The organism is Pseudomonas sp. FG-3G (assembly GCF_901007645.1).
Classification (GTDB): Bacteria; Pseudomonadota; Gammaproteobacteria; order Pseudomonadales; family Pseudomonadaceae; genus Aquipseudomonas; species Aquipseudomonas rhizophila.
In genome coordinates, this window is sequence record NZ_CAAKGZ010000020.1 from 338,195 (window position 1) to 356,428 (window position 18,234).

17 protein-coding genes are annotated in these 18,234 nt (G+C 60.9%); 14 read left to right on the forward strand and 3 right to left on the reverse strand.

The annotated features are described in order from the left end of the window. The first annotated feature begins 40 nt into the window (after positions 1–40). The 4 genes from PSEUDOMOFG3G_RS11250 (at position 41) to PSEUDOMOFG3G_RS11265 (ending at position 3,229) form a co-directional block, all read left to right on the forward strand. A complete protein-coding gene (locus PSEUDOMOFG3G_RS11250; protein ID WP_047225765.1) occupies positions 41–799 on the forward strand; it encodes a class I SAM-dependent methyltransferase in 759 nt (252 codons plus the stop codon). An 89-nt stretch (positions 800–888) separates the two neighbouring features. Beyond that, on the forward strand, positions 889–1,341 hold the full coding sequence (gene rnhA / locus PSEUDOMOFG3G_RS11255) for a ribonuclease HI (protein ID WP_047225766.1): 453 nt from the start codon (positions 889–891) through the stop codon (positions 1,339–1,341). A gap of 239 nt (positions 1,342–1,580) precedes the next feature. After that, a complete protein-coding gene (gene dnaQ, locus PSEUDOMOFG3G_RS11260; RefSeq protein WP_047225767.1) occupies positions 1,581–2,342 on the forward strand; it encodes a DNA polymerase III subunit epsilon in 762 nt (253 codons plus the stop codon). A 272-nt stretch (positions 2,343–2,614) separates the two neighbouring features. Then, positions 2,615–3,229, forward strand: coding sequence for a GNAT family N-acetyltransferase (locus PSEUDOMOFG3G_RS11265; protein ID WP_047225768.1), 615 nt, complete (start codon positions 2,615–2,617; stop codon positions 3,227–3,229). On the opposite strand, the gene PSEUDOMOFG3G_RS11270 is transcribed toward PSEUDOMOFG3G_RS11265, so the two are convergent. Both PSEUDOMOFG3G_RS11270 and PSEUDOMOFG3G_RS11275 read right to left on the reverse strand, forming a co-directional pair. Then, on the reverse strand, positions 3,195–4,088 hold the full coding sequence (locus PSEUDOMOFG3G_RS11270) for a LysR substrate-binding domain-containing protein (RefSeq protein WP_076384427.1): 894 nt from the start codon (positions 4,086–4,088) through the stop codon (positions 3,195–3,197). The two genes, PSEUDOMOFG3G_RS11265 and PSEUDOMOFG3G_RS11270, sit on opposite strands and share 35 nt — an antisense overlap. Before the next feature lie 86 nt (positions 4,089–4,174). Beyond that, the gene (locus PSEUDOMOFG3G_RS11275) at positions 4,175–4,438 is read right to left on the reverse strand and encodes a hypothetical protein (RefSeq protein WP_047225770.1); all 264 of its coding nucleotides are present in this window, start codon (positions 4,436–4,438) and stop codon (positions 4,175–4,177) included. 184 nt (positions 4,439–4,622) lie between these two features. Between PSEUDOMOFG3G_RS11275 and PSEUDOMOFG3G_RS11280 the strand changes: the two genes are divergently transcribed. Together PSEUDOMOFG3G_RS11280 and PSEUDOMOFG3G_RS11285 are read left to right on the forward strand one after the other, a co-directional pair. After that, complete coding sequence (locus tag PSEUDOMOFG3G_RS11280) at positions 4,623–5,180, forward strand: NADPH-dependent FMN reductase (RefSeq protein ID WP_139049964.1); 558 nt, start codon at positions 4,623–4,625, stop codon at positions 5,178–5,180. 105 nt (positions 5,181–5,285) lie between these two features. Then, entirely contained in the window at positions 5,286–6,569 is a 1,284-nt protein-coding gene (locus PSEUDOMOFG3G_RS11285; RefSeq protein WP_107322357.1) for an arsenic transporter, read from the forward strand. Between the two features lie 124 nt (positions 6,570–6,693). Here the strand turns inward: PSEUDOMOFG3G_RS11285 and PSEUDOMOFG3G_RS11290 are convergent, their stop codons facing one another. Then, a complete protein-coding gene (locus PSEUDOMOFG3G_RS11290) occupies positions 6,694–7,659 on the reverse strand; it encodes a DUF1853 family protein (RefSeq protein WP_139049965.1) in 966 nt (321 codons plus the stop codon). Between the two features lie 103 nt (positions 7,660–7,762). Here PSEUDOMOFG3G_RS11290 and PSEUDOMOFG3G_RS11295 point away from each other — a divergent pair, with 103 nt between their 5' ends. The 8 genes from PSEUDOMOFG3G_RS11295 (at position 7,763) to PSEUDOMOFG3G_RS11330 (ending at position 18,180) form a co-directional block, all read left to right on the forward strand. After that, positions 7,763–8,653: an NAD(+) kinase gene (locus tag PSEUDOMOFG3G_RS11295; RefSeq protein ID WP_003202709.1), complete on the forward strand. Its 891-nt coding sequence runs from the start codon at positions 7,763–7,765 to the stop codon at positions 8,651–8,653. Beyond that, the gene (locus PSEUDOMOFG3G_RS11300) at positions 8,650–9,624 is read left to right on the forward strand and encodes a metallophosphoesterase (RefSeq protein ID WP_171061363.1); all 975 of its coding nucleotides are present in this window, start codon (positions 8,650–8,652) and stop codon (positions 9,622–9,624) included. The genes PSEUDOMOFG3G_RS11295 and PSEUDOMOFG3G_RS11300 overlap by 4 nt, the downstream gene beginning before the upstream one ends. Continuing rightward, positions 9,621–10,493: a rhomboid family intramembrane serine protease gene (locus tag PSEUDOMOFG3G_RS11305; RefSeq protein ID WP_047225775.1), complete on the forward strand. Its 873-nt coding sequence runs from the start codon at positions 9,621–9,623 to the stop codon at positions 10,491–10,493. Before PSEUDOMOFG3G_RS11300 ends, PSEUDOMOFG3G_RS11305 begins: the two co-directional genes overlap by 4 nt. A 44-nt stretch (positions 10,494–10,537) precedes the next feature. Beyond that, a complete protein-coding gene (locus PSEUDOMOFG3G_RS11310; RefSeq protein WP_047225776.1) occupies positions 10,538–10,798 on the forward strand; it encodes a YeaC family protein in 261 nt (86 codons plus the stop codon). Then, entirely contained in the window at positions 10,795–11,625 is an 831-nt protein-coding gene (locus PSEUDOMOFG3G_RS11315; RefSeq protein WP_047225777.1) for a DUF2797 domain-containing protein, read from the forward strand. The genes PSEUDOMOFG3G_RS11310 and PSEUDOMOFG3G_RS11315 overlap by 4 nt, the downstream gene beginning before the upstream one ends. Before the next feature lie 13 nt (positions 11,626–11,638). After that, positions 11,639–14,296, forward strand: coding sequence for an aminopeptidase N (pepN, locus tag PSEUDOMOFG3G_RS11320; protein ID WP_076384437.1), 2,658 nt, complete (start codon positions 11,639–11,641; stop codon positions 14,294–14,296). A 412-nt stretch (positions 14,297–14,708) separates the two neighbouring features. Beyond that, a complete protein-coding gene (locus PSEUDOMOFG3G_RS11325) occupies positions 14,709–15,761 on the forward strand; it encodes a YCF48-related protein (protein ID WP_047225779.1) in 1,053 nt (350 codons plus the stop codon). A gap of 43 nt (positions 15,762–15,804) precedes the next feature. Beyond that, positions 15,805–18,180 carry an RND family transporter gene (locus tag PSEUDOMOFG3G_RS11330; RefSeq protein ID WP_139049966.1) on the forward strand — a complete coding sequence of 792 codons (2,376 nt, stop codon included), beginning with the start codon at positions 15,805–15,807 and terminating at the stop codon, positions 18,178–18,180. Positions 18,181–18,234: the final 54 nt, after the last annotated feature.

Below are 18,234 nucleotides of genomic sequence, written 5' to 3' on the forward strand. Positions count from 1 at the left end.
AAGGCGCATCTTAGAACTTCCTGACGCGTTGGAGAATGCAATGACCGATGAAGCGTTCGCTCAGGCTGATCCCGACTGGCTTGCGTTGATCAGCGCCGCTCGTGAGTGGCTGTCCGGCCCTGTCGGGCAATTTTTGCTGGAAGAGGAGCGGCGCATGCTCGAAGACGAGCTGGGCCGGTTCTTTGGTGGCTATCTGGTGCACTACGGGCCTTCGGCGCAGACCCCGCCGTCGGCGCCGCAGGTTCAGCGTAATGTACGCCTGGGGGCACCATTGCCTGGCGTGGAGATCGTTTGCGAAGAGCAGGCCTGGCCGTTGAGCGAGCATGCCGCCGATGTGGTGGTGATGCAGCACGGGCTGGATTTCTGTCTCTCCCCGCACGGGCTGCTGCGCGAAGCCGCCAGCAGCGTCCGTCCTGGCGGGCATCTGTTGATCATTGGCATCAATCCCTGGAGCAGTTGGGGGTTGCGTCACGTGTTCGCTCACGATGCTTTGCGTCAGGCTCGCTGCATCTCGGCGTCAAGGGTCGGTGACTGGCTCAACCTGCTGGGCTTCGCGCTGGAGAAACGTCGCTTCGGATGCTATCGTCCGCCGCTTGCGTCGCCCAAGTGGCAGGCCCGTCTGGCCGGCTGGGAGCGCAAGGCCGGTGAGTGGCAACTGTCCGGCGGCGGCTTCTATTTATTGGTGGCGCGCAAGATTGCGGTCGGGCTGCGCCCGGTTCGTCAGGCGCGACGCGAGCCGATGGGCAAGCTGATTCCCTTGCCGATGGCCAAGGTCAATCGTCGCCACATCGAGCCTTAACCCTTTTCTGATGGTCTGGCGGCATTTCGGTTGCGGGCATTGTCGTTCCCGTCCGGCAGGCCTTTGCATTTTTTTCTGGATGGATTGGCATGAGCGATAGCGTAGAACTCTTCACTGACGGCGCCTGCAAGGGCAATCCCGGCCCGGGTGGCTGGGGGGCGCTGCTGGTATGCAAGGGTGTCGAGAAGGAACTCTGGGGCGGTGAAACCAATACCACCAACAACCGTATGGAGCTGATGGGCGCTATTCGGGGGCTGGAAGAGCTTAAGCGGCCTTGCGACGTATTGCTGGTGACCGACTCGCAATATGTGATGAAAGGCATCAATGAGTGGATGGCCAACTGGAAGAAGCGTGGCTGGAAAACCGCTGCGAAAGAGCCGGTGAAGAACGCCGATCTGTGGAAACTGCTCGACGAGCAGGTCAACCGTCACAACGTTACCTGGAAATGGGTGCGCGGCCATATCGGCCATCACGGTAACGAACGGGCCGACCAGTTGGCCAACCGTGGGGTGGATGAGGTGCGGGGTTTCAAGCAGGCCTGATACGAGTGGTGTCGGGGCCTGAACAGGATGATCTGTGGCGAGTGGGCTTGTGTGGGAGCAAAGCTTGCTCGCGACACAGGCGCCCTGGTTTTCCTGAAAGACCGCATTATCTTCATCGCGAGCAAGCTTTGCTCCCACAGCTTCGCTCCCATAAGCCAGGTTTCAGGTAAGTCCCCTCGTTACCGGAGCGTGTTAACATCGCCGCTTTTGCAAGCATGCCCGTTGAGAGCTGAACACTGATGGCCAACAGATCTGTTGTACTGGATACCGAAACCACCGGCATGCCGGTGACCGATGGTCACCGGATTATCGAAATCGGCTGTGTCGAGCTGATCGGCCGACGCCTGACCGGTCGCCATTTCCATGTTTACCTGCAACCGGACCGCGAAAGTGATGAAGGCGCCATCGGCGTCCACGGCATCACCAACGAGTTCCTGGTGGGCAAGCCGCGCTTCGCTGAAGTGGCCGATGAGTTCTTCGAGTTCATCCAGGGTGCGCAGCTGATCATCCATAACGCGGCGTTCGACGTTGGCTTCATCAACAACGAATTTGCCCTGATGGGGCAGCACGACCGGGCCGATATCACCCGGCACTGCACCATCCTCGATACCCTGATGATGGCTCGGGAACGGCACCCGGGGCAGCGCAACAGCCTCGATGCCTTGTGCAAGCGCTACGGCGTCGACAACTCCGGTCGTGAACTGCACGGCGCCTTGCTCGACTCGGAGATTCTCGCCGACGTCTACCTGACCATGACGGGTGGCCAGACCAGCCTGTCCCTGGCCGGCAACGCCTCCGATGGCAATGGCACGGGTGAGGGTTCAGGTAACCAGGCAACGGAAATCCGTCGTTTGCCCGCTGACCGCACGCCAGGCCGGATCCTTCGCGCCAGCGAAAACGACCTGGCCGAACATGCCGCGCGTCTGGAAGCTATCGCCAAATCTGCCGGTGCTCCGGCACTGTGGACGCAACTGGTCGAATCCCAGGCCGCGGCGAACTGATCTTGCGCCACGGTCGTACCCTTTGTGGGAGCGAGCCTGCTCGCGATGCAGGCGGCTCGGTCTGTCTGTTGGACCATGGAGATCCCATCGCGAGCAGGCTCGCTCCCACAAGGGCAGTCTTCATTCATTTCTCGCCACAATCGCCAGTACCTTCTAACCTGAGGTAACGGGCAGGCTACGGATACCCGCTTGATGTATGAAGTTTCGAGAGGCAAGGGCAATGGATGGCAGAGCGCCGTTGGTTGTCTCAAGGAATGAGGACTTTTCCCAGTATGCAGCCGGTCATGAATCCCAAGCACCCCGGCCTGTCGGTGCGTGTCGTCGATGACGGCTTTGCCGCCTACATCTGGGGCAGCGACTTCAGTTTCGAGGTCAGCGCCTATGGGACGGCGCAGGTGGGTCGGCCGGTGAGCCAATGGCCAGTGACGCCCATTGCCCCTTATCGTAAATGCTATGGCATCGATCCTGAGGAATTCAGCAGTTTCCGGGACGCTCCGGACAGCGAGATCTTCATGGCTTACCTCGATGACCAACCGGTAGGGCACCTGGTGGTGAGTACCAACTGGAACGGTTTTGCCCACATCGATGAGCTTGCCGTGCATGCCCCGGCCCGTCGCCACGGTGTGGCCAGGGCATTGCTGGACGTCGCTCATTTCTGGAGCCGCAAGAAAAAACTGCCGGGCATCATGCTCGAAACCCAGAACAACAATCTGGGCGCGTGCCGGCTCTATGAGCGTTGCGGTTACGTGCTGGGCGGGATCGATCACCTGCGCTATCGCGGCATTGACCGTCATACCGCCGAGGTGGCGTTGTTCTGGTACCGGTTGTTCGACGATCCACTGGGCATGGCGATCAGTGGCCCAACAGCGCCTCGGCTTGTTCCGTAATCAGTTCCAGCAGCGACTGGAGGGTGGGAGAGGCCGCCGTGCCATTCAGACTCAGCGCATACAGGCAGATGGGAATGGCGGGCGATACCGGGCATACGTCCAGCCCGCCGTCCTTGGCACCTGAAGCGGTGAAGGGGTCGACGATGGCAAGCCCTTCACCAGCCTCGACCATGGCGCGCATCATCTGATGGGTCTGTACGCGGATCTGGATGACCGGCGCGGGGCGTAGCGCCGCCAGCTTATGGTCGAACGCAGGGCTCAGCGGGTCGTGGCCATCCAGGCCCACCAGCGACTGGCCGGCCAGATCCTGAACCGAAATGTATTTTTGCCGCGGTTGCAGCCAGCCGTGGGGCGCCAGCAATTGCAGTTTGCCCTGGGCGATCATCTGGCACTGGATGTCGGAGTGTTCGGGGTCGTGCAGACTAAGGCCCAAGTCACTGTCGCGCAGCAGAAGGCTCTGAACAATGTCTCGGGTCGGTTGGCTGAGCAGGGTGCAAGGGGCGTCCGGATGGCGTCGACGCAGGGCAGCGATACTCTGGGGCAGTAACTGCTGGGCCAGCGGTGGGGTGCAAATGATGCGCAGGGGCGGCGCCTGGTAGTGTTTCAGGCTGCTGGCCAGGCGTTGCACCGGTTCGAGGGTGTCATACACGCGGGTGATGCCGTCGCGCAACTCAAGGGCTTCGCGAGTCGCCTGCAATCGCCCGCGCACACTGGCAAACAGCATGAAACCCAGCTGCAGCTCGGCATCGCGCAGCGTCGCCTCCACCTCTGCCACCGGTAATTGCAGCCATTCAGCCGCCGTGCCGAGGTGGCCGGTCTGCAACAGCGCCTGGATCACTTCGATGTGGCGTAAACGCATGCAAGCAGTCCATGTTGGGCGGGAGAGCCATTGAGTGGCTGAATCCTAACCCAAGTCCGGGCATGACTTCTGCTCATAACAACAGGTTATGAGGCAATTAGCGTTTCAGCGGGCGTTTGAGCGGGCGGTAGCGTTTCCGGTTCGCGGGTTAATTCAATCTGGGACTGCACCAGCATGAATTTGCCGTCTTCGAGTTGGTTGACGCGATCTCCGATCGCCAGCTTGAAAGTGGTCACAGGCTCCTTGCCGTTACCGTCGGGCGACGGGGTCGATTCTTGGTATTCATGCACTGAATAGACGCGACCTTCGGCGTCCCGCGCATGAAATTGTCCGACAAGTACTGCTGCCATTGCTTAGAACCTCTGGAAATAAATCACTCGATTTGCGGTTCTGTAGACCTTGGTCAAGCGCGGTAAGTTTTCCTACATGAAAAAAATAGTCCAGTCGGAAGGTTTTCGGTTCTCCGCTGGTCCAATTGTTCGCCCGATCATCTATAAATGGGGCTCCCTTGAACCCATCGTCGAGAAGTGTCCAATGAGTAATGTCTACACCGTGGCCGTTTTAGTGGGGAGCCTGCGCAAGGCTTCGATCAATCGCAAGCTGGCTCTGGCCCTGGCGGATCTGGCGCCGAGCAACCTGAAGCTGGAAATCATCGAGATAGGCGACCTGCCGCTCTACAACGAAGATATTGACGTCACACCCCCACAAGCCTACAGCACTTTCCGTGAGCAGGTTGGCGCGGCCGACGCATTGCTGTTTGTCACGCCTGAATACAACCGCTCGGTTCCGGCCCCGATGAAAAATGCCATTGACGTCGGCTCGCGGCCTTACGGCAAGAGCTGCCTGAGCGGTAAACCGGGTGCGGTGATCAGTGCCTCGCCGGGAGCCATGGGTGGTTTCGGTGCCAATCATCATTTGCGCCAGTCCCTGGTTTTCCTCGATGTGCCTTGCATGCAACAGCCGGAGGCTTATCTGGCCGGTGCGGGGAGCGCGTTCGATGAGCAGGGCGAGCTGTCTGAGTCGGTGAGGCCGTTTCTGCAGAAATTCATTGATGCCTATGGCAAGTGGGTTGAACAGCACAAAAAGGCCTGATGCCCGGCATTTTCAGGCATGCATAGCGGGTGAGGGGGTTATCCCCTCGCCACAAGGCGACCCTTCTTTTCCCCTGCTAAATCCCTTCTTTCAAGGCTGTTGCGCATGCTCCTCGCGTCGTTGATTTTTCTGCTGACCATTACACTGGTGATCTGGCAACCCAAGGGCCTCGGTGTTGGCTGGAGTGCAACGCTCGGCGCGCTGCTGGCGTTGTTGAGCGGGGTGGTGCAGGTCGGTGACATTGCTCTGGTGTGGCAGATCATCTGGAACGCCACCGGTACGTTTATCGCGCTGATCATCATCAGCCTGTTGCTGGACGAGGCTGGGTTCTTCGCCTGGGCCGCCTTGCATGTGGCCCGCTGGGGCCGAGGCAGCGGGCGCAAGCTGTTTGCGTTCATGGTGCTGCTGGGCGCGCTGGTGTCGGCTTTGTTCGCCAATGACGGCGCGGCGTTGATCCTGACGCCCATCGTAATTTCGATGCTGCTGGCCTTGCGTTTTTCTCCGGCGGCAACCCTGGCATTCGTGATGGGCGCCGGCTTCATTGCCGATAGCGCGAGCCTGCCGCTGGTGGTGTCGAACCTGGTGAACATCGTCTCAGCCGACTTCTTCGGCATTGGCTTCAACCGTTACGCGGCGGTCATGGTGCCGGTGAACCTGGTCAGCGTCGCGGCCAGCCTGGCGATATTGCTGTGGTTCTTTCGCCGCGACATCCCGCGCGACTATGACCCGCATCAACTGGATGCCCCGGCGAGTGCCATCCACGACAGGGCCACCTTCTTCGCGGGCTGGGCGGTGTTGGCGATTCTGCTGCTTGGTTGCTTCGCCCTCGAGCCGTTGGGCATTCCCATCAGCGCGATTTCGGCGGTCTGCGCCGCGTTATTGCTGGCCGTCGCGGCCCGCGGTCACAAAATCTCCACTCGCAGGGTCATGAAGGAGGCGCCGTGGCAGATCGTGATCTTCTCCCTGGGCATGTATCTGGTGGTCTATGGCCTGCGCAATGCGGGGCTGACTGGCTACCTGGCGCAATGGCTCGACGGTTTCGCCGCCTATGGTGTGTGGGGGGCGGCGATGGGCACCGGGCTGTTGACGGCTTTGCTCTCGTCGATCATGAACAACCTGCCGACGGTGCTGATCGGTGCCTTGTCCATCGATGCCAGTCAGGCCACCGGGGTGGTGAAGGAGGCGATGATCTACGCCAACGTCATCGGCAGCGACCTGGGCCCGAAAATCACTCCGATCGGCAGCCTGGCGACTTTGCTTTGGCTGCACGTGCTGGCGCGCAAGGACATCCGGATTGGCTGGGGGTACTACTTCAAGGTCGGGATTGTGCTGACCGTGCCGGTGTTGTTGGTGACGTTGGCGGCGTTGGCGTTGCGGTTGTCCATTTAGACCGCGTTGGCTTTATCGCGAGCAGCTTCCACATCGATGCTTTGTTGCCATTGAGATTGCAAACGCCGCGGTCACTGTGGGAGCGAGCCTGCTCGCGATGAGGCCCGGACAGACGCCGCCCATCTCACCCATTCCCCGGCACATCCGGCCAACGATCCGCCACCAGGAACGCTCGCTCGGTTTCTTCCCACTCACCCTCGGCATTTTCACTCAGGCGCACCATCAATTGTGCGGGGGCCATGGGGTCGAGGGCCATTCGCCAGGCATCCAGTTGCCCGGCGCTCCAGGTCTGGTCCGCCGGATAATGGGCCGGGGCCAGCCAGCCAGCGCGGGGCAGGGGTTGCCAGCGCCCCGGCGGACGCTGGGCAACGAACGCCGGCCAGTCCCGCTGATGCAGCCACCTTCCGCGCAAATGCCTGGGATGGGCGCCGGTTGGGGGTTCGGCATGGCCGGGCCACGGGTAAAGCAGATAGCCGCCTAGCCAGAGTTCCGAGCGAAACAGCTCGATGCCCGAGGGTTCAATGCCCAGCGTTGCCAGGGCCTCTCGGCTTTCCGGGCGAGCGGAGATTGGTAGCTGGTGTTCGCGCAAATGCGCCAGTTTAAGGTCGAGCCGGTCATGGCAGCCCGGGCCGAGCCATTGTGCGGTGTCCTGCCCGTGGCCGTTTTGCGGCCCGAGGTACAACTTGATCGCCAGTTCCAGGTGGTGGATGCCGTCGCCATCGCGCAGCAGCAGGTCCAGTTCACCCAGGGTCTGGCCCTGGTGGCGGATCGGCAGGTTGGCGGCGATCAGCTCAATGCCCGGCGCGTGCTGCACCGCAAACTGCCACAACCGTTCGTAATACAGACCCAGGCGCCGGGTTCTGCCCTGGGACAGGCAATGCAGTAACGGATAGCTGTCGCGGTCCAGTTGTCGCAGCCAGTGTTCCAGTTGATGAGGCTGTTGCACCCAGTCGCTGCCGGTCAGGGGATGGCGTTGGGGCCAGGGCGTGTCGATCAGCATCGGCGGGGCAAGGATCGCCCACGCCAGGTCGCGCACTTCGGGATGGCGCAGGCGGCGGGGCAAGTCGAGCAGTTCGGGGAACAGGATCATTTTGCGAGCATAGCCTGCGTCGAAGGCTTAAAGAATTTTGTCTATGGGCGGCTTTCGCCCATAATCGTGTTTTTCGCCCGACGCAGACCCTCGCAGGAGCCCCATGGAGCAATTTCGCAATATCGGCATCATCGGTCGCCTGGGCAGTTCGCAGGTGCTGGACACTGTTCGCCGACTCAAACGTTTCCTCCTGGAGCGGCACCTGCATGTGATCCTCGAAGATACCATCGCCGAAGTCTTGCCTGGTCACGGCCTGCAGACTTCGTCGCGCAAGATGCTCGGCGAAGTCTGTGACATGGTGATCGTGGTCGGCGGCGATGGCAGTCTGCTGGGGGCCGCCCGAGCCCTGGCGCGGCACAACATTCCGGTACTGGGCATCAACCGGGGCAGCCTGGGGTTTCTGACCGATATCCGCCCCGACGAGCTGGAAACCAAAGTGGCCGAGGTATTGGACGGTCACTATCTGGTGGAGAATCGCTTCCTGCTGCAAGCCGAGGTGCGCCGTCACGCCGAAGCCATCGGCCAGGGCGATGCCCTCAACGATGTGGTGCTGCACCCCGGCAAATCCACGCGGATGATCGAATTCGAGCTGTATATCGACGGTCAGTTCGTCTGCAGCCAGAAGGCCGACGGCCTGATCGTCGCCACGCCCACCGGCTCCACGGCCTATGCGCTTTCCGCCGGTGGCCCGATCATGCATCCCAAGCTCGACGCTATTGTGATTGTGCCCATGTACCCCCATACCTTGTCTGGGCGACCCATTGTGGTCGATGGCAATAGTGAGCTGAAAATCGTCGTGTCCAAGGATATGCAGATCTACCCGCAAGTGTCCTGTGACGGCCAGAACCATTTCACCTGCGCGCCGGGTGACACCATCACCGTCAGCAAAAAAGCGCAGAAGCTGCGCCTGATCCACCCGCTGGATCACAATTACTACGAAGTCTGCCGGACCAAGCTCGGCTGGGGCAGTCGATTGGGGGGTGGAGGCGACTGATGCTCGATCCTGCGCGCAGTTACGACCTGATCGGCGACGTGCACGGATGCGCCCTGACCCTGGAACGCCTGCTGGACCGCCTCGGTTATCACAAGCAGGGCGGCGTCTGGCGGCACCCGTCGCGCATGGCCGTGTTCCTGGGGGACATCATCGACCGTGGTCCGCGGATCCGCGAAGCCCTGCACATCGTCCACGACATGGTGGTGGCCGGTCAGGCGCTGTGCATCATGGGCAACCACGAGTTCAACGCCCTGGGCTGGAGCACGCCGGCGTTGCCGGGCAGCGGCCAGCGCTACGTGCGCGAACACACCCCGCGCCATGCCCGTCTGCTCAACGAAACCCTGACCCAGTTCGAGCAGCATCCGGGCGACTGGCATGACTTTCTCAAGTGGTTTTACGAGTTGCCGCTGTTTGTCGATGCCCAGCGCTTTCGGGTGGTCCACGCCTGCTGGGACAACGGTCTGATCGAGCCGCTGCGAGGCTTGTTCCCGGACGGCTGTATCGACGAGCATTTCCTCCAGGCCTCGGCGGAGCCGGGCAGTTTCGCCTGCACGGTGTTTGATCGCCTGCTGCGCGGTACCGACATGCGCTTGCCCCATGGCCTGACCCTCACCGGCGGCGACGGCCTGACCCGTTCGTTCTTTCGCACCAAGTTCTGGGAAGACGATCCTCAGACCTATGGAGACATCGTGTTCCAACCCGACGCCTTGCCCGAACCGGTGGCTCGCACGCCGCTGTCACCCGACGAAAAGAATAATCTGCTGCGCTATGGCGTGCATGAACCCATGCTCTTCGTCGGTCATTACTGGCGCAGCGGCAAACCCGCGCCGATCCGCTCGAACCTGGCCTGCCTGGATTACAGCGCGGTGCTTTACGGAAAACTGGTGGCCTATCGTCTCGACGCAGAAACCCGACTGGACCCGCATAAATTTGTCTGGGTCGATGTCGAACGGCCGGAGGAACTGCGATGAGCGTCGTGGCGGTCTTGCGCTTGCCCTTGGCCGAGGATCTGAGCGGCTTCGTCAAATTGCTGCAACGCATGCAGGTGCCCCATCGGGTCAGCGAGGAGGCGGGCGAGCAGGTGCTCTGGGTGCCCGATGAAATCAGCGAAGACGTGCGCTCGTTGTATGCACGCTTCCCGAGCGGCGATCCCGAGCACCAGTTGGAGTTGCCGGGCACCGGCAGCACGTCGCGACGACCTGGTTTCGTCCAGCAACTGACCCGCAGCCCGGTTACAGCACTGGTGTTGCTGCTGAGCCTGATCGTCGGCGCCGTGACGTTGCTGGGGGAAAATCTCGAGACCTTGCGCTGGCTGACATTCCTGGAGTTTCGCGTCGTCGGCGACTATATCCATTTCACGCCCCTGGCCGACAGCCTGGCGGCAGGGCAGTGGTGGCGCCTGGTGACGCCGATGCTGATCCATTTCGGTTTCCTGCACATCGCCATGAATGGCATGTGGTACTGGGAACTGGGACGGCGGATCGAAGCGCGCCAGGGCGGCATCAACCTGCTGGGGCTGACACTGCTGTTCAGCCTCGTGTCCAACTTCGCTCAATATTTCTTCAGCGGCCCGACCTTGTTCGGCGGCTTGTCCGGCGTGCTCTATGGTCTGTTGGGGCACTGCTGGATCTTTCAACTGCTGGCGCCGAACCCGGCCTATCACTTGCCCCGTGGGGTGCTGGTGATGATGCTGGTGTGGCTGGTGCTGTGCCTGTCCGGGCTGATCTCGCTGATCGGTTTCGGCGAAATCGCCAACGCGGCCCACGTCGGCGGGCTGCTCATCGGTTGCTTCACGGGTTTGTTGGGCGGGCTGTTCGCTCGTCGTAAAATGGCCCTCTGACGGCGCCTGTAATATTTGAATATGCGCGATTGCGCGGAGAACCCATGTCCTCGTTCAACGAAATGATCAAAAACATCACCCCCGAGATCTATCAGAGCCTGAAGCTGGCGGTGGAAATCGGTAAATGGGCCGATGGCAACAAGCTCACCGCCGAACAGCGCGAATTGTCGCTGCAGGCGATGATCGCCTGGGAGATGCAGAATCTGCCCGAAGAGGAACGCACCGGCTACATGGGCCCGCAGGAGTGCCAGTCGAAGGCCACAGAAGTGCCGAACATCCTGTTCAAGTCGGATGCCATCCATTGATCGAGATTGGCCGCGGTGCAATCAGCAAGATGTCGGCACGCCTTGACGGGCCGACCGTTCAATACGCCTTTCGCCTGGGCGATACCGAGGTGCCAGTCAACCCGTTGATTGGCAGCACGGTGCGCCTGGAGTTTCTCGGTGCGATCCACTGCAGCCATTGCGGACGCAGGACCAAGACCAGCTTCAGCCAGGGTTATTGCTACCCCTGCATGACTAAACTGGCCCAGTGCGACCTGTGCATCATGAGCCCTGAGCGCTGCCACTTCGATGCGGGCACCTGCCGCGAGCCGGCCTGGGGCGAACAGTTCTGCATGACCGATCATGTGGTGTACCTGGCCAATTCCTCGGGCGTGAAAGTCGGCATCACCCGCGCCACGCAGCTGCCGACCCGCTGGCTGGACCAGGGCGCCAGCCAGGCGCTGCCGATCCTGCGGGTCGCCACTCGCCAGCAATCGGGCTTTGTCGAAGACCTGTTCCGCAGCCAGGTGGCGGACAAGACCAACTGGCGCGCATTGCTCAAGGGCGACGCCGTGGCGGTGGACCTGCCGCAGATCCGCGATTCGCTGTTCGAGAGCTGCGCCGAAGGACTGCAAGGCTTGCAGGAACGATTCGGCCTGCAAGCGATCCAGACCATAGCGGACGTCGAGCCGGTCGAGATCCGTTATCCGGTGGAGCAATACCCGGCCAAGATCGTCAGCTTCAACCTGGACAAGAACCCGATTGCCGAAGGCACGCTGCTGGGGATCAAGGGCCAATACCTGATTTTCGACACTGGCGTGATCAATATTCGTAAATACACGGCTTATCAGCTCGCCGTGCATCAGTAGAAGGATTTGCCCCATGCGCACCGAACAACCGAAGATGATTTACCTGAAGGACTATCAGGCGCCCGAGTACCTGATCGACGAGACGCACCTGACCTTCGAGTTGTTCGAGGACCACAGCCTGGTCCATGCGCAACTGGTGATGCGCCGTAACCCCGAGCGCGGTGCCGGCCTGCCGCCCCTGGTGCTCGATGGCCAGCAGCTGGAACTGCTCTCGATCAAGCTCGATGACACCGACCTCAATCCGCTGGACTATCAGCTGGACGCCAGCCACCTGACCCTGCAACCCAAGGCCCCGGCCTTCACGGTGGACACCACTGTCAGGATCCACCCGGAAACCAACACCGCCCTGGAAGGCTTGTACAAGTCCGGCAGCATGTTCTGCACCCAGTGCGAGGCCGAAGGTTTCCGCAAGATCACCTATTACCTCGACCGCCCGGATGTGATGAGTACGTTCACCACCACGGTGGTGGCCGAGCAGCACAGCTATCCGGTGTTGCTGTCCAACGGCAACCCGATCGCCAGCGGTCCCGGCGAAGATGGCCGGCACTGGGCGACCTGGGAAGACCCGTTCAAGAAACCCGCCTACCTGTTTGCCCTGGTGGCCGGCGACCTGTGGTGCGTCGAAGACACCTTCACCACCATGACCGAGCGCACCGTGGCGCTGCGCATCTATGTCGAGCCGGAAAACATCGACAAGTGCCAGCACGCCATGACCAGCCTCAAGAAGTCGATGCGCTGGGATGAAGAGGTCTATGGCCGTGAGTATGACCTGGACATCTTCATGATCGTCGCGGTCAACGACTTCAACATGGGCGCCATGGAAAACAAGGGCCTGAACATCTTCAACTCCAGCGCAGTGCTGGCCCGCGCCGAAACCGCCACCGATGCCGCGCACCAGCGGGTCGAAGCGATCGTTGCCCACGAGTATTTCCATAACTGGTCGGGCAACCGCGTGACGTGCCGTGACTGGTTCCAGTTGTCCCTCAAGGAAGGCTTCACTGTGTTCCGCGACGCCGGTTTTTCGGCCGACATGAACTCAGCCACGGTCAAGCGTATCCAGGACGTGGCGTACCTGCGCACTCACCAGTTTGCCGAAGACGCAGGTCCCATGGCCCACCCGGTGCGCCCGGACAGCTTCATCGAAATTTCCAACTTCTACACCCTGACCGTGTACGAAAAGGGGTCGGAAGTGGTCGGCATGATCCACACCCTGCTGGGGGCCGAGGGCTTTCGCAAGGGCAGCGACCTGTACTTCGAGCGCCACGACGGCCAGGCCGTGACCTGCGATGACTTCATCAAGGCCATGGAGGATGCCAACGGCGTCGACCTGAGTCAGTTCAAGCGCTGGTACAGCCAGGCGGGTACGCCACGGCTGGCGGTCAGCGAGTCCTACGACGCTGCTGCCCGAACCTACAGCCTGACCTTCAGCCAGAGCTGCCCACCGACCCCGGACAAAATGGAAAAACTGCCATTTGTGATTCCCGTGGAGCTGGGTTTGCTGGACAGCAAGGGCAATGAAATCCCTCTGCGCCTGGCCGGCGAAGCGGCGGCAACTGGCACGTCCCGGGTGATCTCGGTGACCGAAGCCGAGCAGACCTTCACCTTTGTCGACATCGCCGAAAAGCCGTTGCCTTCGTTGTTGCGCGGCTTCTCGGCCCCGGTGAAGCTTAGCTTCCCGTACGATCGGGACCACTTGATGTTCCTGATGCAGCACGACAGCGACGGCTTCAACCGCTGGGATGCCGGCCAGCAGTTGTCGGTGCAGGTGCTGCAGGAACTGATCGCCCAGCATCAGAAAGGCGAAAATCTGGTGCTGGACCCGCGTCTGGTCAGCGCGTTGCGTAGCGTGCTGTCGGACGAATCCCTGGATCAGGCCATGGTCGCGGAAATGCTCTCGCTGCCAAGCGAGGCTTATCTGACGGAAATCAGCGAAGTGGCCGACGTGGAGGCGATCCATGCCGCGCGGGAATTCGCCCGTCAGCAACTGGCGGACAATCTGTTCGAAGCCCTGTGGCTGCGCTATGAGGCCAACCGTGACCTGTCCAAGCGCACGCCGTACGTGGCCGAGGCCGAGCATTTCGCCCGCCGTGCCTTGCAGAACATCGCGCTGTCGTACCTGATGCTGACCGACAAGCCGGAAGTGCTCAGTGCCACCCTGGAGCAGTTCGACACCGCCGACAATATGACCGAGCGTCTCACGGCCCTGGCGGTGCTGGTCAATTCCCCGTTCGAAGCCGAGAAGGCCAAGGCCCTGGAAGTGTTCGCGGAGAACTTCAAAGGCAACCCGCTGGTCATGGACCAATGGTTCAGCGTCCAGGCCGGCAGCCCGTTGCCGGGCGGCCTGGCGCGGGTCAAGGCCTTGATGGAACATCCGGCGTTCAATATCAAGAACCCGAACAAGGTACGCGCTTTGGTGGGGGCGTTTGCCGGGCAGAACCTGATCAACTTCCACGCGGCTGACGGTTCAGGTTATCGCTTCCTGGCGGATCTGGTGATCCAGCTCAATGGCTTCAACCCGCAGATCGCCGCACGGCAACTGGCGCCACTGACCCGCTGGCGCAAATACGACAGTGCCCGCCAGGCGCTGATGAAAGCCGAGCTGGAGCGCATCCTGGCGTCCGGCGGGCTGTCGGCCGATGTGTTCGAAGTGGTGAGCAAGAGCCTGGCGTGACCTTGGCACCGCGGTCTGCCTGGCAGGCCGCGGTGTTCCCATCGCGAGCAGGCTCGCTCCCACAGGTGATCTTCAGTGAGCATATATCTTGTGTTCAACATTGATCCCTTGTGGGAGCGAGCCTGCTCGCGATGGCGTCAGACCTGTCTACACAACAACCGCCTCGATAGCCTGCCATAACCTCCCCGAATACCCCTTCATTCACCCCCGACCGCACTGCGCCACGGTTAACAAAAGATAACGCGGCGTCGATTGTCAGACCTTTCCAAAGCCCGATAGGATAGGTCAGCTTCCGAAGTGGCTCTAGATTGCAGGTTTCAGGACTATGCTCCAGAACAGTCAATCACGATGAGCCCGCTTACGGCGCCCTGAAGGGTTGAATGACCTAACAATAATAATGGGGGAAAGGTCTATGAATGAGCCTGTCATGGCTGTGGGCCGCTGCCGGCCGCCGGTACTGCGCAGAGTCGCGTTGCTGGTCTCGGCGCTCTCGCTGCTGGGCTCTGCCGTGTTGTCTGCACCGGTGATGGCCGTAGCGGCTTCGACATCCGATGTCATCTATTCCGTCGAGTCGGCCAAGGCCAGCAAAACCCTGATGCTCGATGTGGTCCATGCCGGCAAACGCCTGGTGGCGGTCGGTGATCGCGGGCACATTGTCTATTCGGACGATCAGGGCGGTTCCTGGACTCAGGCCAAGGTGCCGACCCGCCAGTTGCTCACCGCAGTATTTTTCGTCGATGACAAACACGGCTGGGCCGTGGGGCACGACGCGCAGATACTGGCCAGCGAAGACGGTGGCAGCACCTGGACCAAGCAATTCGAAGACCTGACCCGTGAATCGCCGCTGCTGGACGTCTGGTTCAAGGACGCGAGCAACGGTTTTGCCGTGGGCGCCTACGGGGCGCTGTTCGAAACCACCGACGGCGGCAAGCACTGGGAAGAGGTCGGGGATCGTCTCGACAACGAAGACCAGTTCCACCTCAACGCGATAGCTGCGGTGAAAGACGCCGGGCTGTTCATCGTTGGTGAGGCCGGCAGCATGTTCCGCTCCAGCGATTGGGGCCAGACCTGGGAAAAGATCGAAGGCCCATACGAAGGTTCGCTGTTCGGCGTCATCGGCACCGCTCAGCCTTCAACGCTGTTGGCCTACGGCCTGCGCGGCAACCTCTATCGCTCCACCGATTTTGGTAGCACCTGGGAGCAGGTCGAACTCAAGGCCACCCGCGGTGCCCTGGAATTCGGCCTGTCCGGGGCCACGCTCTTGCCAGATGGCTCCATCGTAATTGTCGGCAACGGCGGCAGTGTGGTGCGCAGCAGCGATGACGGCGTGACCTTCAGCGTTTTCAACCGCCCGGATCGGATTTCCGTGGCGGCCGTCACGGCGGCGGGCAACGGCAATCTGATCCTGGCAGGACAGGGTGGCGTTCACGCCACCACCCCCACCGGCGCTGAATTGAGCAAATGAGCCGCAAACATCCGGCGGGCACAATAACAAGAAGGCGGACCCCATGAGCAGTCATCACCAAGACAAGGCGACGTTCCTCGAGCGCCTGATTTTCAACAACCGCCCGGCAGTGATCGTCATTTGCCTGTTGGTCAGTATTTTCCTGTTCTGGCAGGCCACGCTGATCCGGCCGTCCACCAGTTTCGAAAAAATGATCCCCCTCGAGCACCCCTTCATCGAGAAGATGCTCGAACACCGCAATGACTTGGCGAACCTGGGCAACACGGTGCGGATTTCCGTGGAGGCCACCAACGGTGACATTTTCTCCAAGGATTACATGGAGACCTTGCGCCAGATTCATGACGAGGTGTTCTACATTTCCGGCGTCGACCGCTCCGGCCTCAAGTCGTTGTGGAGCCCGAGCGTGCGCTGGACCGAAGTGACGGAGGAGGGCTTTGCCGGTGGCGAGGTGATTCCCCAGAGCTATGACGGCTCGGCAGACAGTCTCGACCTGTTACGCAACAACGTGCTCAAGTCCGGCCAGGTCGGACGCCTGGTAGCCAACGATTTCAAATCGAGCATCATCGATATCCCGCTGTTGGAGTCCTATCCGGACCCGCAGGACCAGGGCAAGCTGCTGGCCCTGGATTATCAGAAGTTCTCCCACGAACTCGAAGACAAGATCCGCAACAAGTTTGAAGCCCAGAACCCCAACGTAAAGATCCATATCGTGGGCTTCGCCAAGAAGGTCGGTGACTTGATCGACGGCCTGACCATGGTGGTGATGTTCTTCGGCGTGGCCTTCATCATTACCCTGGTGCTGCTGTACTGGTTCACGAACTGCATGCGCAGCACCATTGCAGTGCTGAGCACGACTCTGGTGGCCGTGGTCTGGCAGTTGGGGCTGATGCACGCCGTCGGTTTCGGGCTCGATCCTTATTCGATGCTGGTGCCGTTTCTGATCTTCGCCATTGGTATCTCCCACGGCGTGCAGAAAATCAACGGCATCGCTTTGCAATCCAGTGAAGCGGACAACGCCCTGACGGCGGCGCGGCGCACATTCCGCCAGTTGTTCCTGCCGGGGATGATCGCAATCCTGGCGGATGCCGTCGGCTTCATCACCTTGCTGATCATCGACATCGGCGTGATCCGGGAACTGGCCTTCGGTGCGTCCATCGGCGTGGCGGTGATTGTGTTCACCAACCTGATCCTGTTGCCGGTGGCGATTTCCTATGTCGGCATCAGCAAGCGTGCCATCGAGCGCAGCAAAAAGGATGCGACGCGTGAGCACCCGTTCTGGCGCCTGCTGTCGAAGTTTGCCAGCGCCAAAGTCGCGCCAGTGTCGATCGTCCTGGCCTTGATCGCCTTTGGTGGCGGCCTCTGGTACAGCCAGAACCTGAAGATCGGTGACCTGGACCAGGGCGCGCCGGAGTTGCGTCCGGACTCGCGCTACAACCAGGACAACAACTTCATCATCAGCAACTATTCCACCAGCTCCGATGTCCTGGTGGTGATGGTCAAGACCAAGGCTGAAGGCTGCTCACGCTATGAAGCCATGGCTCCCATCGACGAACTGATGTGGAAAATGCAGAACACCGAGGGGGTGCAGTCGGCGATCTCCCTGGTCACCGTGTCCAAGCAAATGATCAAGGGCATGAACGAGGGCAACCTGAAGTGGGAAACCCTGTCGCGCAACCCTGACGTGTTGAACAACTCCATTGCCCGGGCCGATGGCCTGTACAACAACAACTGTTCCGTGGCCCCGGTGTTGGTTTTCCTCAACGACCACAAGGCCGAGACCCTGGACCGCGCCGTGAAGGTGGTGCAGGAGTTTGCCAAGGAAAATAATCGCGACGGCCTGGAGTTCATCCTCGCCGCCGGTAACGCCGGCATTGAAGCTGCAACCAACGAAGTGATCAAGGAATCGGAACTGACCATTCTGGTCCTGGTGTACATCTGTGTGGCAACCATGTGCATGATCACTTTCCGTTCCTGGGCGGCGACGCTGTGCATCGTGCTGCCGCTGGTGCTGACCTCGGTGCTGGGGAACGCCCTGATGGCCTTCATGGGTATCGGTGTGAAGGTCGCGACGCTGCCAGTGGTGGCGCTTGGCGTGGGGATAGGCGTGGACTACGGCATCTATATCTACAGTCGCCTGGAAAGCTTCCTGCGGGCCGGCTTGCCGTTGCAAGAGGCGTACTACCAGACGCTGAAGTCCACCGGTAAGGCCGTGTTGTTCACAGGCCTGTGCCTGGCCATCGGTGTGTGCACCTGGATCTTCTCGGCCATCAAGTTCCAGGCCGACATGGGGCTGATGCTGACGTTCATGTTGTTGTGGAACATGTTCGGGGCACTGTGGCTGCTGCCGGCGCTGGCGCGGTTCCTGATCAAGCCTGAAAAAATGGCAGGGCAGAAGAGTAAGTCGTTGTTTGCCCATTAATACATGTGGCGAGGGAGCTTGCTCCCTCGCCACAATGAATTACGCCAGCCTTTG